Annotated in this window: 11 protein-coding genes; 8 read left to right on the top strand and 3 right to left on the bottom strand. The window is 37.5% G+C overall.

What is annotated here, in order from left to right; translation table 11 throughout:
- Nucleotides 1–37 precede the first annotated feature (37 nt).
- A complete protein-coding gene (locus ACZF99_RS23680) occupies nucleotides 38–769 on the bottom strand; it encodes an ABC transporter ATP-binding protein (RefSeq protein ID WP_483607342.1) in 732 nt (243 codons plus the stop codon).
- 21 nt (nucleotides 770–790) lie between these two features.
- The gene (locus tag ACZF99_RS23675) at nucleotides 791–1,567 is read right to left on the bottom strand and encodes an ABC transporter permease (protein WP_483607341.1); all 777 of its coding nucleotides are present in this window, start codon (nucleotides 1,565–1,567) and stop codon (nucleotides 791–793) included.
- A gap of 219 nt (nucleotides 1,568–1,786) precedes the next feature.
- On the opposite strand from ACZF99_RS23675, the gene ACZF99_RS23670 reads away from it, so the two are divergent.
- From ACZF99_RS23670 to ACZF99_RS23640, 7 genes are read left to right on the top strand one after another with little or no spacing between them, the layout of a single operon-like run.
- The gene (locus tag ACZF99_RS23670) at nucleotides 1,787–3,100 is read left to right on the top strand and encodes a nucleotide sugar dehydrogenase (protein ID WP_483612928.1); all 1,314 of its coding nucleotides are present in this window, start codon (nucleotides 1,787–1,789) and stop codon (nucleotides 3,098–3,100) included.
- Nucleotides 3,084–4,166: a class I SAM-dependent methyltransferase gene (locus tag ACZF99_RS23665; protein ID WP_483607340.1), complete on the top strand. Its 1,083-nt coding sequence runs from the start codon at nucleotides 3,084–3,086 to the stop codon at nucleotides 4,164–4,166. Before ACZF99_RS23670 ends, ACZF99_RS23665 begins: the two co-directional genes overlap by 17 nt.
- A 25-nt stretch (nucleotides 4,167–4,191) precedes the next feature.
- Nucleotides 4,192–7,515 carry a glycosyltransferase gene (locus tag ACZF99_RS23660; protein ID WP_483607339.1) on the top strand — a complete coding sequence of 1,108 codons (3,324 nt, stop codon included), beginning with the start codon at nucleotides 4,192–4,194 and terminating at the stop codon, nucleotides 7,513–7,515.
- A 43-nt stretch (nucleotides 7,516–7,558) separates the two neighbouring features.
- Nucleotides 7,559–8,653: a UDP-galactopyranose mutase gene (gene glf, locus ACZF99_RS23655; RefSeq protein WP_483607338.1), complete on the top strand. Its 1,095-nt coding sequence runs from the start codon at nucleotides 7,559–7,561 to the stop codon at nucleotides 8,651–8,653.
- A gap of 48 nt (nucleotides 8,654–8,701) precedes the next feature.
- Nucleotides 8,702–9,121 carry a GtrA family protein gene (locus ACZF99_RS23650; protein ID WP_483607337.1) on the top strand — a complete coding sequence of 140 codons (420 nt, stop codon included), beginning with the start codon at nucleotides 8,702–8,704 and terminating at the stop codon, nucleotides 9,119–9,121.
- Between the two features lie 13 nt (nucleotides 9,122–9,134).
- Nucleotides 9,135–9,851 (top strand): glycosyltransferase family 2 protein, encoded by a 717-nt coding sequence (locus ACZF99_RS23645; RefSeq protein WP_483607336.1) that lies wholly within the window; start codon nucleotides 9,135–9,137, stop codon nucleotides 9,849–9,851.
- Nucleotides 9,852–9,871: 20 nt separating this feature from the next.
- Entirely contained in the window at nucleotides 9,872–11,323 is a 1,452-nt protein-coding gene (locus tag ACZF99_RS23640) for an ArnT family glycosyltransferase (protein WP_483607335.1), read from the top strand.
- A gap of 79 nt (nucleotides 11,324–11,402) precedes the next feature.
- Here ACZF99_RS23640 and ACZF99_RS23635 read toward each other — a convergent pair whose 3' ends face one another.
- A complete protein-coding gene (locus ACZF99_RS23635) occupies nucleotides 11,403–11,570 on the bottom strand; it encodes a hypothetical protein (protein WP_483607334.1) in 168 nt (55 codons plus the stop codon).
- Nucleotides 11,571–12,193: 623 nt separating this feature from the next.
- Between ACZF99_RS23635 and ACZF99_RS23630 the strand changes: the two genes are divergently transcribed.
- Nucleotides 12,194–14,020 (top strand): hypothetical protein, encoded by a 1,827-nt coding sequence (locus ACZF99_RS23630; RefSeq protein ID WP_483607333.1) that lies wholly within the window; start codon nucleotides 12,194–12,196, stop codon nucleotides 14,018–14,020.
- The last annotated feature ends 439 nt before the right edge of the window (nucleotides 14,021–14,459 follow it).

Genomic DNA, 14,459 nt, shown 5'->3' with positions numbered 1-14,459 from the left:
CCACCAAATAACAGAACCTGGGGCAGCCCTCTATATTCTAATTATCCTGATACCGTTCACATACCTCTTTTGCAGGTCCTATTTCTTTCATTTTCCCCTTTTCAAGCCAGAGTACGCGATCGCACATGTTTTTCATCTGGTCAATGGAATGGGATACGAATAATACTGTAGTTCCCGAGCCCATCAATGATTTCATCTTGGCTTCGGATTTCTCCTTGAATTTGTGGTCTCCGACAGCAAGCACCTCATCCACAATCAGAATATCCGGTTTTACGAGAGTAGCGATTGAGAACCCAAGCCGTGCCTTCATGCCGGATGAGTAGTTTTTAATAGGCGTATTTATAAACTTGCCGAGTTCAGAAAACTCGATAATTTCATCCATCTTTTCTTTAATAAATTTCTTGGAATAACCGAGTAGCATGCCGTTCAAATAAATATTTTCAATTCCGGTAAGCTCGGCATTAAATCCCCCGCCAAGTTCAATCAGCGGAACGATGGAGCCGTATCTTTCAACGGTTCCTGAAGTTGGTTTCAGAATGCCTGCTACAATTTTCAGTAAGGTGCTTTTTCCCGCTCCGTTTAATCCGACAACCCCGAAAACCTCGCCTTTTTGAATCTCGAAACTGACATCTTCCAGAGCGGAAAATTCTTCGTATGTGATTTTACGAGTCAGAGCATTAATAAAAACCTGCTTTAACGAGTTGACTTTCCCGCTCATTAGCTTGTATTTCATAGAGATATGATCTATTTTTACAGCTACATCCTTCATGATTTCAACTCCAGTTCGAACTTACAGATAAAAAATAAACTTGTCCTGTTTTTTGTGAAAAATAATGAGCCCAATACATATTAAGATCAAGGCATAACCTAGGCAAAACAGATGCGTGCTAAGTGGAGCAGCCGATTGATAAATAAGAGCTTCCCTAAACATATTTATAATCAGGAAAATTGGGTTCAACTGGATGATCGGCATAATGCGTTCAGGTATAATATCCACCGGATAAAATATGGCGGATGTGTACATCACAATGACCAGTGCCAAAGAGTAGATATGCTGCAAATCTCTAAAAAACACGTAAATTGTTGAAATAATAAGACCAATCCCAATACTAAAAAGAAATAAATAAAGAAGAGGGAAAACAATCGTCAGATTCACCCAGGAGAAACGCAAGCCGCTCATCAGCATGACAGGTATAATGGAAATCATGGCTAATAAAGAATTCACAAATGATGAACAGATCCTAGACAATGGGAAATAGTATTTTGGAACATATATTTTTTTTATTAAAGAAGCATTGGATACAACGGACTGCATGGCGAAATTTGTTGTTTCGGAGAAACAAGCATATATAAGACGCCCTGTAAGCACATAAATTGCAAAGTGTTCTATTGTGGAAGAGAACAACTCTGAAAATATGACAGTCAAAACAAGCATAAACAGAAGCGGGTTCAAAATACTCCACAAAAGACCCAGAACCGAGTTTCTGTATTTAAGCTTAATATCTTTTCTGACAAGTTCAAACATCAGGTCTTTATACTTGTAGAAATTCATAAAATAAGTTCGCATTAGTAGATCTCCTTTTGCCTAAAGCAACCGATACATAACCACAAGTATGTTAACATAAAAGAATCAGCTTACACAATGAATGAGGGTAGCGTGACTTGGAACCAAAGTCACCAAAAATAGGGTGAAATCTTAGTCTCTATTCATGGTATAATGCATTATTATGTAGAATAATCTCACAACGGCCTCCCGACAGGGAGGTTGTCCGATTTGAAAAAGGAGATGTGGCATTTGAAATTATGTGTCATTGGTTTGGGCTATATTGGCCTGCCTACAGCCGTTATGTTTGCAAAACATGGTGTTGATGTGCATGGTGTTGATATAAATCCTAATATTGTTGTAAAACTTGCCGGCGGCCATATTCATATTGAAGAGCCAGGGCTTCAAGAAATGCTGGATGAAGTGATTGAATCGCAAAATCTCAGTTTTGGGATCTCTCCCGAGCAAGCAGATGCGTTTATCATATCCGTACCTACTCCGATTAATTCGGATAAAAGTGCAAACGTTGATTATGTAATCGACGCGACCCATTCGATCATCCCTTTTCTCAAAAAAGGAGACCTGGTGATCCTAGAATCAACGGTTCCTCCACGGACAATTGAGGATGTTGTACTCCCTATATTGAAAGAAACCGGGCTTAATATAAATAGAGATTTGTTCGTTTCCCATTCTCCGGAAAGGGTGCTTCCTGGTCGTTTACTCGAAGAACTGGTGGAAAACGATCGTATTGTCGGCGGAATTAACCAAGAATCGTCAGAGCGGACAGCAGAGTTGTATCGTAGATTCGTTAAAGGGAACATTCACTTAACCGATGCCACAACCGCAGAAATGGTCAAATTAATGGAGAACACTTACCGGGACGTTAATATTGCGTTTGCAAATGAAATGGCGAAAATTGCAGAATATGTCGGATTTAATGTATGGGAAGCGATTGAACTGGCCAATTGCCATCCTCGTGTCAATATTCACAAGCCAGGTCCGGGGGTAGGTGGTCACTGTATTGCGGTAGATCCATGGTTTATTTATGAATCCGCACCGTCATTGGCTAATCTGGTTCACATATCAAGAACAACAAATGATGGCATGCCTGAGTTCGTTGTGAACAAAATGAAAGAACTGCTGACCTCAAGCGAGCACAGCAACAAGACAATTGCGGTACTAGGCTTGGCATTTAAAGGAAATATTGACGATATGAGAGAAAGCCCAGCAGTTGAGGTTATTAAACTTCTACGTGGCCAGTACACTTTGCAAATCTTTGATCCGCATGTTAAAGATGAAATCGAAGGCCGTAAAGAAACGCTTGCTGAGGCAGCCAAGAACGCAGATGCTATCCTTATTCTAACTGATCACAATGAATTCAGAACGATTAATCCAGTGGAAATCAAATCTTTAGTCCGCGGTAATATAGTATTCGATACAAGAAATGTTGTGGACCATGCTCTGTGGAGCAGGGCAGGATTTGAGCATTATGTGCTCGGGCAGCCGTTAAACAATTTTGATAATACTGGGAGTGGGTATATTGAAACCGCTAGATAGGGTTGCTGAAGCATACTATGGAGGAATGGGAGATCAATTTTCACGTAAGACCAGAGATCGCATCCATTGGACATGCTCCAAAGTAACCGGTAGAAACGTGCTTGATATCGGGTGTTCCCAAGGTATTGCGGAACTGATCCTTGCCAGAGAAGGAAAGACAGCTGTTGGCATTGATATTGAAGAAAGCGTTATTCATTACGCTAACGAAACTCTGGAAAGTCAAAGTGATTCAGTTAAGAAAAATGTAAGGTATTTCATCAGCAGTGTGTTCGATTTTGAGAGCGACATTAAGTTTGACACGGTCATCCTGACGGAGGTGATGGAGCATTTTACTTCTTCAGCCGCTCTGCTTGAAAAGGTTAAATCCTTCTTGGTGGAAAACGGGACTATCGTGATCACGGTTCCTTTTGGAATTAATGATTATTTCGATCATAAGAAAACCTATTACATGCTCAATTTGCTTGAAGAGCTAGAGCCTTATTTTGAGATCAATGAAATCAAGTTTTTTGGGAAGTGGATTGGTGTAGTTGGACGGAATGTAACTCCTGCCAGCAGCTTCGAGTTCTCAAGGGATTTGATCCGGAGACTTGAAGAAGCATTCTTTACTATTGAAAGATCTACTGTAGATGATTTGAATGCCAAGCTGAAACAGATCGAACAATTGAATGCCCGATTTAATGAAAGCAAAGAAAAGTTGATGGCTCTTCAAAAAGATAACGGAAAACTTATTCAAGAGAATGAAAAGTTGAAAGTGTCAATTGCTCAATCGGAAGAGAGTAGCATAAGACATAGCAATAGTAAGGATCACGAGAAAGTCAGAGAACTCGAGAAAGTGATCAGTGAACTTGAGAAAAAACTTGAAAGTAAAAATAAGGAATTGCTCAGCAGGTTTGATAGTGAGGAGCAGACCTTGAAGAAATATAAAGAATCGCTATTTGACTACAATCAGTTGGAGGCCAAATATGCTAACGTTTCCAAGAAGTACAATTTGCTTAGCAATGCAAAACTCGGAAGGCTCACCTTGAATTATTGGAAATTTAGAAAGAGAATTCCTAAGGACTTTTGATAAATTTAATTGAGGAGATTTAATAATGGGCCTTGGTTATATTGACGAAAAACTGAATGAAATCAGAATGAGAAGAACTGAGATATTAAGAGAGATGAACCTGGAACCTGAGGATGCTGTTTCTGAAAGCGTATTGTTTGCAGGAAACGTCAAATTCCAACGGAGATTTGATCGCCTTTTGGACATGAAAATTGCCTGCATCATGGATGAGTTTACGTATAACTCATTTGCTCCTGAGTGCCAGTTGTTGCAGGTTACTCCACATAATTGGCTTCACGAAATGGAATCGCTGCAGCCTGATCTATTCTTTTTGGAGTCTGCTTGGCTCGGAATTGATGAACTTTGGAAGACAAAAGTTCCGCATCTTAGCAATGAATTGATTGATGTTTTAAGCTATTGCAAAAAGAGCAATATCCCTGTGATATTCTGGAACAAGGAAGATCCGATTCATTTTGAAACGTTCCTGGCCACTGCAAAGTATGCCGATTTTGTATTTACAACAGATATCGATTGCATCAAGAAATACAAAACACTGTTGAAACATAACCGTGTTTATCTAATGCCTTTTGGTGCACAATTAAAGAAACATAATCCAATCGAACTGTATGAAAGAGAAGACAAGTTCTGTTTTGCCGGTGCTTATTACAAGCGCTATCCTGACCGAAATCGCGATCTGGAGACATTTATTGAAGCAATTACGCCAACTAAAGGACTGGACATATACGACAGGAATTTCTATAAGAATGATCCGAATTACACATTTCCGGGCCACTACAAGAAGTATATTGTGGGTAACTTAAAGCCGGAGGAGATAGATAAAGCTTATAAGGGATATCGGTTCAATATAAATATGAACTCTGTGAAGCAATCACAAAGTATGTGTGCTCGCAGAGTATTCGAGTTGCTTGCATCCAACACTGTAACTGTCAGCAATTTCTCAAGAGCTGTAAGAAACTTGCTGGGTGATTTGGTTATATGTACGGATGACGGCAAGCAGTTAAGCGATCAGATTTCTAAATTTTCTGACGAAGAGTACTACAACAAATTCAGATTATTGGGTCTTAGAAAAGTGCTTATGGAACATACCTATACCAACCGTTTGAATTATATTGTGAACACCGTTTTTGAAAATGAATTATTAACGAGTTCCTCGCGTGTTGCAATTACAGCTCGTGTGCAGAACTTGGAAGAATTTAATCATATTCTACGTCAATATCAGCGGCAATCGTACAAGAATACGTCATTGCTTATCTTTACTGAGCTTCAAGAGCTTAGGACTGATCAAGAAAATGTGAAGATTACGAATAATCTGACTGATGAAATGGCAAGGCAGCTTCAGACGGATTTTGATTTTATCTGCTTCTTTTCAGCAAAGGATTATTATGGTAATCATTATATTTCTGATTTTATGCTTGGAACGAAGTATGCAGAAACACCTGTCTTAACAAAGGCAGTTTATTTTAAAGTTGAAAGTGGCCAAGCAATCAAGGTGAGGGGAGGAGAAGCTTATAAATCTGCGGCCTCTTTTGCTTTGCGCAGATCGATGATTCGACTGGCCGACTTTTCTGTTGGTAATATTCTGGGGTATGTACAAGAGATTGAGAATCGTAGTGTAGTTTCCGGACAAGTGTTCTCCATCGATGAATATAACTATTGTGAGAATTTTTCGGGCGATTCCTGCCCTGAAGTCGATGATTTAAAACTTGCCGACCAAGGTATTCCGCTGGACGAAGTATACCAGAAGGCAGAAGCTATTAAACCCGGGAACCAATCCGCCAGATCCATTAATATTTCTTCGGGAGAGATTTATGAAATTATTAGTACATCTGTCAAAGTAAATCTTAAAAATCAAAGCGACGGTATTCTGGCGGAATCCAATTTGAATGACGGCCATGAATATCTCTACCTCAATAAGCATTATCGGATTGACGACTTGGGATTTGAATCCAAGTTGGATGTTTATTTGGACGTTGATTTTATTTCTAAATTCAGTGTTGACATCGTTATTGTAACCCTTGACCGAAACGAGAAGAAAATCGATAGCATGGTAAAACCAAGTTCCCGAAAAATACAGATCAAACTTGCGTCAGAAGTGAAGTATATTAAGTTGGGCATCAGATTTGCCGGTAAAGGACATTGCAAAATTAAAAGTATTTTGGTTGGGAACATCGATTTGGACAACGGATGTTTCTTGAGCAAGTCGAATGTCCTTCTTGTTGCGGATAATTATCCGGATTATGAAGATTTGTACAGATATGCATTCGTCCATAGTCGTGTAAATGAATACAAGAACCAGGGGACAATTGTAGATGTTTTCAAGCTGTCGGATAAGTACCCTAAAGGGTATTCTGAATTCAATAACATCAATATTACGACAGGTTATTACGAGGAAGTCAGCAATGCCATTTTAAATGGTCGATACGATACTATCCTTATTCACTTTTTGTCTGAGTCGATCTGGGATGGAATTAAGAATATTACCAAAGGAAAGAAAATAATTGTATGGGTTCATGGTGCAGAAGCTCAATCGTGGGAAAGAAGAAAATATAATTATACTTCTGAACAGGAAATCAAGCTTGCTCAACAACTTTCCGAAAAGAAATTGGCATTTTGGAAGAATATAATTAATTTAGGCATAGAGGATGGAGAATACCATTTTCACTTTGTGTTCGTATCTAAATATTTTGCGGAAAGTGTGTTCGAAGATCTTGGAGTTGAACTGCCTAAACATATGTATAGTATAATCCATAATTATATTAATAATGATTTGTTCTCCTACTCCCCCAAAACTGTGGAAATGAGAAAAAAGATCCTTTCTATTAGACCGTTTGCAGATAGGACTTATGCTAATGATCTAACAGTTTCTGCGATATTACAATTGTCAAAAGAACGTTTCTTTAAAGATCTTGAATTTAGAATAATTGGTAAAGGTAATTTATTTAAGGATACAGTTAAGCCTTTACGGAAGTTCAAGAATGTTATAGTAGAAGAGAAATTTCTTAGACAGTCTGAGATAGCTGAACTTCATAAGCAATATGGAATCTTTCTAGTCCCAAGCCGAATGGATACTCAAGGGGTATCGAGGGATGAGGCGATGTCGTCCGGCTTAGTCCCAATAACTACCAGGGTTGCTGCTATCTCGGAATTTGTTGATGAAAGTTGTGGCTTATTGGTTGAGAGCGAGGATTACAAGGGTCTTGCAAACAGCATAATTGAATTGTTTCACAATTCACAGTTGTTTCAGAAATTATCTCACGAGGCAGCAAAGCGAGTTAGAGGACAAAGTGGACTTGAGAAGACAATTTTCAGGGAGATTGAGTTAATCAAGTCCGGGTTCTTATACAATTAGTGGATTCCATCGCTATCAGTGATTATAAGCAGGAGGGGCTAACATGTTTGATTATCTAATAGTCGGTGCTGGTTTTGCAGGGAGTGTAATCGCGGAAAGACTGGCAAGTCAATCTAATAAAAAAATACTAGTTGTTGACCAAAGGAACCATATAGCGGGGAACGCCTTTGATTATTATGACAATGAGGGGATATTGGTTCATAAATATGGCCCCCATATCTTTCATACCAACAGTAAAAAAGTTTTTGATTATTTAAGTCAATTTACTGAATGGCGGCTATATGAACATAAGGTTTTAGCAAGTGTAGATGGACAACTAGTACCGATGCCAATAAATCTATCTACTATAAATAAACTCTTCGGTCTTTCGTTATCAAATGATGAAGTAGAGGAATTCTTAATTTCAAGAAGTGTTAAGATTGATAATATAAAAAATTCTAAAGATATTATTGAATCAAAAATTGGTACAGAATTATACGAAAAGTTTTTTAAAGGGTACACCAAAAAGCAATGGGGTGTTTTACCGGACGACCTTGATCCTTCGGTGTGTGCAAGAATTCCAATTAGAACTAATTCAGACGATAGGTATTTTAATGATACTTATCAAGCAATGCCTAAACATGGTTATACGCGGATGTTTGAGAATATGCTGGATCATCAGAATATCTCGGTACTCTTACAAACCGATTACCGAGAGATTAAAAATATGGTACCCTTCAAAAAGTTAATATATACCGGACCTGTTGATAAGTACTTCGATCAATGTTTTGGCGCACTTCCCTATAGATCTCTGAAATTCGAATTCGATACTATCGACCAAGAATTTGTGCAAGAAGTCGGTACTATTAATTACCCTAATAATTATGATTTCACTAGAATCAGCGAAATGAAACACCTAACTGGACAAATACATAAAAAAACAACGGTTGTTAAAGAGTATCCGACCGCGGTTGGGGATCCTTATTATCCTATTCCAAGGCCCGAGAATAGTGTGCTATACCAAAAATATAAAGAATTGGCTGATAAAGAAGAAAATGTTGAGTTTCTAGGGAGACTTGGAACTTATAAGTATTATAATATGGATCAAGTTGTAGCCCAAGCATTAACATTATTCGAAAAGTTGGCCAATGATAAATAAGTAAATGGTTTATATTTTGAAAATGGGATTCAATGAACGGAGAAGATAATGGAACAAAGCTTACTTGAGATGGCATATAAGAAGCAAACAGTCATTCGACAAATGTTTTTATATGGTATAATTGGTGCAGGATCAGCGTTATCTGACAGCAGCTTGTATTTTTTACTAACTCGTCTATTTTCTTTAAATGAACTGGCAGCTAATTTTATAAGTGTCAACATCGGAATTACTTTAAGTTTTTTTCTAAATACTTTTTTTAACTTTAAATTATCGAGTAAGTTAGGAAGAAGGGCAATCAGCTTTTTTGCCGTTGGGTACATTGGTCTTTCAATATCAACTTTTATCCTATTTTTGGGCATACATGTCATGGTTATAAATGATTTTGCTGTTAAGATTTTTTCGGTTTTCATAGTGGCAATTTTGCAGTTTGCTTTAAACAAATTGATAACATATGGGAAAATCCATTGAAAGGAATATGTGAATGACTGACAATCTATATATTGTAATTCCAGCATATAATGAAGAAATGAATATTGAACCAGTTGCGAGAGAGTGGCATTCAATTGTTTCAAATATAAGTCAAGATTCCAAATTAGTTATTATCGATGATGGTTCAAAAGATAACACCTACCAGAAACTCTGCGAATTAAAGGAAGAATTGCCTCAACTGGAACCAATTACGAAAAAGAATAGCGGACATGGCGCAACAGTTCTATTTGGATACAATTACGCTTTGGGAAAAAATGCAAACTATATTTTTCAAACAGATTCCGATGGTCAAACAATACCATCGGAATTTGAACAGTTTTGGAAGATTAGGGATCAATATGAAGCGGTGATTGGATATCGGAAGAATCGTCAAGATGGATATTCTCGGGTTTTTGTAACTAAAGTGCTCAAATTAGTTCTTCTATTCATTTTCGGCCTGAAAATACCTGATGCTAATACACCTTTTCGTCTATTTTCAAATCAAGTTTTACAAAAATACATCAAATATATTCCGACGGATTTTAATTTATCCAATGTGATGCTTTCAGTGCAATTGGTGAATGGAAAAGAAGAAATAAAGTTTATTCCAATTACATTTAGACCAAGACAAGGTGGAGTGAATTCTATTAATTTTGGGAAAATAAGTAAGATAGGGTGGCAAGCAATAAAAGATTTTAGACGTTTAAAAAAGGAAATGAAGAACAGCTAGTTTTAGAAAGGGCGAACTTAATGATCGGAAATTTAAGAACATTATCGGTAAAGGCAGGATTATTAAAAACATTGTTGTCTTTGCTTTTTTTGTTGTTTTTGTTTATGTTTCTTGCTTCATTTATGGCAACTAAAAAAGTGTATGGACTAACGGAGGTTCTTTTTTTAATACCTGTATTTATAGTAGGGGTTTTGGTTTTATCAATTATATTAAATAGGTACTTTTCCACAAAAGAATATATAACGCTACTAATTGCCCTATCTTTTTCTATTCGTTTTATTTGGATAGCAACCATTCCCACACAACCAGTTTCTGATTTTAAGTTGCTATATGAAGGTGCATTACAAGCAAGTAATGGAGTTTTCGATTTTGCCCAATCGAGATACTTCACAACATGGGTATACCAGCTTGGCTTCACAATGTATGAAGGATTAATAATTAAGTTATTTGGAAATGGGATATTTGTTTTAAAGTTCCTGAATGTCCTATTCAGCGTAGGAACTTGTTTGCTAGTATATTTTATTTCAACTAAACTGTTTGGGGAGACGGCTGGGAGAATTGCAGGAATCCTGTACTCAATCAATATCCCTAGCATATTTTTGTCCTCAGTCTTAACTAATCAATATATATCTACCTTTTTTTTTACTGCAGCTTTCTATTTAATTGTAAGTAGATATAAAGAAGGTTTTAAATTTGCTTCGATTGTGGGGATAATGATCTCTATTGGGAACATCATGCGTCCTATGGGAAGTATAGTGTTAATAGCCGTTATTATCTATTTATTCTTATGCAAATTTTTAGGTAAGAATAAATCGGACAAAATTAAAACGACGAGAGTTGTTTCTGTTATTATCGCGTCATACTATTTGTTTTTCTTTGTATTTAGTTATTCTCTTATTTTTAGTGGTGTTACTGACCATACTCTAAAAAACAGAGATCCTCTGTGGAAATTTGTAACAGGATTAAATGTTGAAACAACGGGGAAGTTTTCTACTGACGATGCAAAACTTGTTCAGTCCTTACCATTAGACGAAAGAGAGTCATTAGAGAAAGAAATCATAAGAGAACGATTAGTAGATAAGAAAGAATTAATTCATTTATTTAAGAATAAATTTGCTTTAATGTGGGGAGATTTAGACAGTTCAATATTTTGGAGTGTTGGGGATCTAGATAAGTACAAATTAAAGAATTATTTACAAAAATATGAAAGAATAATGTTTGTTTCTATTATTCTAGTTGGATTAATTTCTATAAATAAATTTGTTCTTCGATATTCACAAAATGATGCGTATATTCTTTTATTGTTATTTATTCTGGGTTATGTTTTTATTCATATTATTATAGAGATTCAAACAAGGTATAGGTTTGAAATTAATCCTAGCATAATTATCTTGTGTTCCTCTAGTTTTGCTTTATTAGTTAAAAGGATAGAGCAACTTCCGTTTTTATCAAAAAGAGCCAAAGAGGACTAAACACTTGTACACCTTCAACTCTTAAACCGGTAAAGACGCTTTAATTTGATTCTTGCTTCGTCCGTCGTGAACTGCCAGTCTACGCCTTTTGGCTATGGTTGCGGGCACGTTTCCATACCGACAGTTCCTGAGCTAATTGGAAAATGGAAGGGACTCGCCTTCCCAAATTCTGACTCCTCATCACACTGAGTTCAATCTCGGCGATGTTCAGCCAACTTCCATGCTTAGGAGTGTAATGAATCTCCAAACGTTTCGCAAGGCGGTGGCCGTTTCAGGCTCGAAAGCTGGGTAAAGCGAAGCGATTCGAGTGAGTGTTCAAATTGCCCATCACCAATTTGATTTTCGGAGCATCCGGATAATGAACCTCCAACAACTCGCGGACTTGCTCAGCCCAGTCCAGCCGGGTCCTCTGCTGCCATACCGCGACATGACACCAGCCTGCTAAAGGTTCCGTGAAGACGATAATGCTGCAGGTTCCTTGACGGACGTACTCGCTGTTTTATTACAAGGGCGTTGGCCAGTTTCATCGGTAACGGTACTCGTTTTTTTCGAGCAGTTGATACGGTTTTTCATCCATACAAATCACAGGCATTCAGTCTCGTAGGGCAGTTGGTACACATCCAGCACGTCCTACATGGCGGTGACAAAGGCTGCATTTTGCTCAGGAGGAATACACCAGCATCTACGAAGGTGAGGTTTGAGTTCGTTTTATAATACCTGCCTGACGCTTTCATGAGAAATGCTGTCGATGTAGTTCAGTTCGACCGCTTGCCGCCAATAGTTCCATTGTAGAGAGAATCCATGCATTGCAAGACAATACGGTGATTTTCGAGTATAATGTATTCCAGAAAATCATCCAAAGGAGAAGCTATGTTAAAGTTCTGGAATGCACCTTATCCATTTAATGATTTTATATTGTGCAGTTATAAAAATGGCGATAAAAATAACCGTGACTTTGATCTTGCCAAGTCGAAATTAGGACAGGCAGGGATTAAAAATACGAGGCACTATCAAATGGGTGAAACCAATTGTATACTCGCTACAACTTATGCTTCTGACGATTCTTGGGAAGACTGTTTTATTTCTGGTGTGGCTCAATACAATGGGAAGTTTATTTTTGGACAAGATGATTTGCAAGATTGCAATAATGAAAAATTAAGACATAGCACTGGAATTTTCACATCTATAAACATTGAGAGAAATAGGGTTGTGGTATCTCAGGATGTTTTTGGATGTGGAATTTCATTTTATGCGATCCTTGATGATTGCTTTGTTATATCGAATCGCTATCACCTCCTTTTACTCTTTTTGTCTTGGATCGGTTTTAAAGGGAAGCTTGATACAACAAAGGTAATTGCAAGTCTATACTCGAATACAACATTTTTGGGTCAAAATATTTCTGAAGAAATGGACATCAAAGGTACTTTCCAGCTTTCTTTTGATAAAGAAATGATTATTGACGAAGATGGTTGGAAGGTCGTATCAAAAAGGGAAATATCAAACGGCTTCAACGGCTTGTGTAAAAAAGAGTTGATTGATCATTCGCGACAAGAATTAATCAATAATGTGAGAGCTGTCCTAGACTCAGGTAAGTTTAATAAATATGTTATTGATTTGTCGGGCGGATTTGATAGCAGAGTTGTATTGGCGGCTGCATTAAATATTCCAGGAGCTGAAAACATTTTTGAAATCTATACAAAGGACGTTCCTGGTTCATCAGATTTAAACATTGCAGCAGGAATTAAAGATTATTACGGCTTGAAATATTATCAAGATCCTGGAAGGGCTCAACTACCTCTTACCATTGAAGAAAATCTTCATATTTGGAGAAGTTATTTTATGGGGACTTATTACCGTATGGGTCTTTCTGCATGGTCTCCACAAGGAACAAACACTTCTCAAGTTAGAATGTCTGGCGGATGCGGTGAATTGTATAGAACATTTTGGCATAAGATTTACAGCGCAAAAGTCAAGGACGCTAAAAGCTTACCAGATATGGTCTTTTTATTGGTAAATTCCTTTCATAGATTCGGCAAACAAGATGAAGAGGTAAAAAATAAACTGATAGAATTGATAATAGATAGCCTTAACAAAGTACCTGGAGAGTCTCCGGTACACAAGCTTGATAATCACTATCTATACTTTAGAAATAGATACCACTTTGGTTTGAGAGCTTTTGAATATTTCCACGATAGCCCGATGTGGTTTCCGTTAATGTCTAGATCTTTGTTTACAGCTTCTAAACAACTAACGCTGGATGAAAAAAACAAAAATAATCTAATGTTGGATATGACTCATGCTTTAAAACCAACTCTCGTTAGGTTTGATTATGATTCAGTCCCCTTTGAATCAAATAGTTATTTACCTAAATTAATTGGTAGAGATGAGGGAATTAAAATTAACTCTAACTTGGATGATTGGAAAGAAATCGATGAGAGAAATAAAGAATTGATCATGTCTAATAGAAGTAAAATGAATGCTGATTTCTATAACAGCTGGAAGCACAGCAACCTAATAATTAAATCTAAGCTATTCAGCAACTTCGAAAAGCTTAGAGATACAACTGGTGAATTGGAAATGTGGTTTGATGCAACAATGTTAGAAAGTATTGAGAACAATTTAAATAACCAGGGTTTCATGAATGCAATGTATGCTAAAATGAGTTCACTTAATGATCAATTCGATATTTTTAATTAATGAGCGTGGTATCAAAGTCGTTCTGGTGAACCCTCATCACATTAAGAACAGCAAAGAACTCGCCGATCAAGAACGATATCAAAGATGCGAAAGTCTTCCCAAGCTCGTCATCGATGGAGCTATACACTACCTCAGTTTGCTGGAAGGGTTCACGCGACCTGTCGTGTACTGATGAACCAGCGAAATCGTCTGTTCGGGGATTTGAACCGCATGAAAGGAAGAATCCACAATTGGCTGGATCGCTTCTTTCCCGAATATACGTAAGGGTTTAAAGACTGGGAAGGCAAGGACTCGTTTCATACGCTCAGGTACTTTCCGCTGCCACAAGACGTCGTCGCGTTGGCGAAGCAACAGTCGTGACAACCTGAAAGAAGAACGACTTGAAACGAGTTGTAGGCCCCAAGAGAGTAGGACAGCTCTACCGGAAAGCCCAAAAGTC

The organism is Paenibacillus sp. JL3B1040, assembly GCF_057063165.1.
This window is presented reverse-complemented; position numbering and strand designations above follow the sequence as displayed.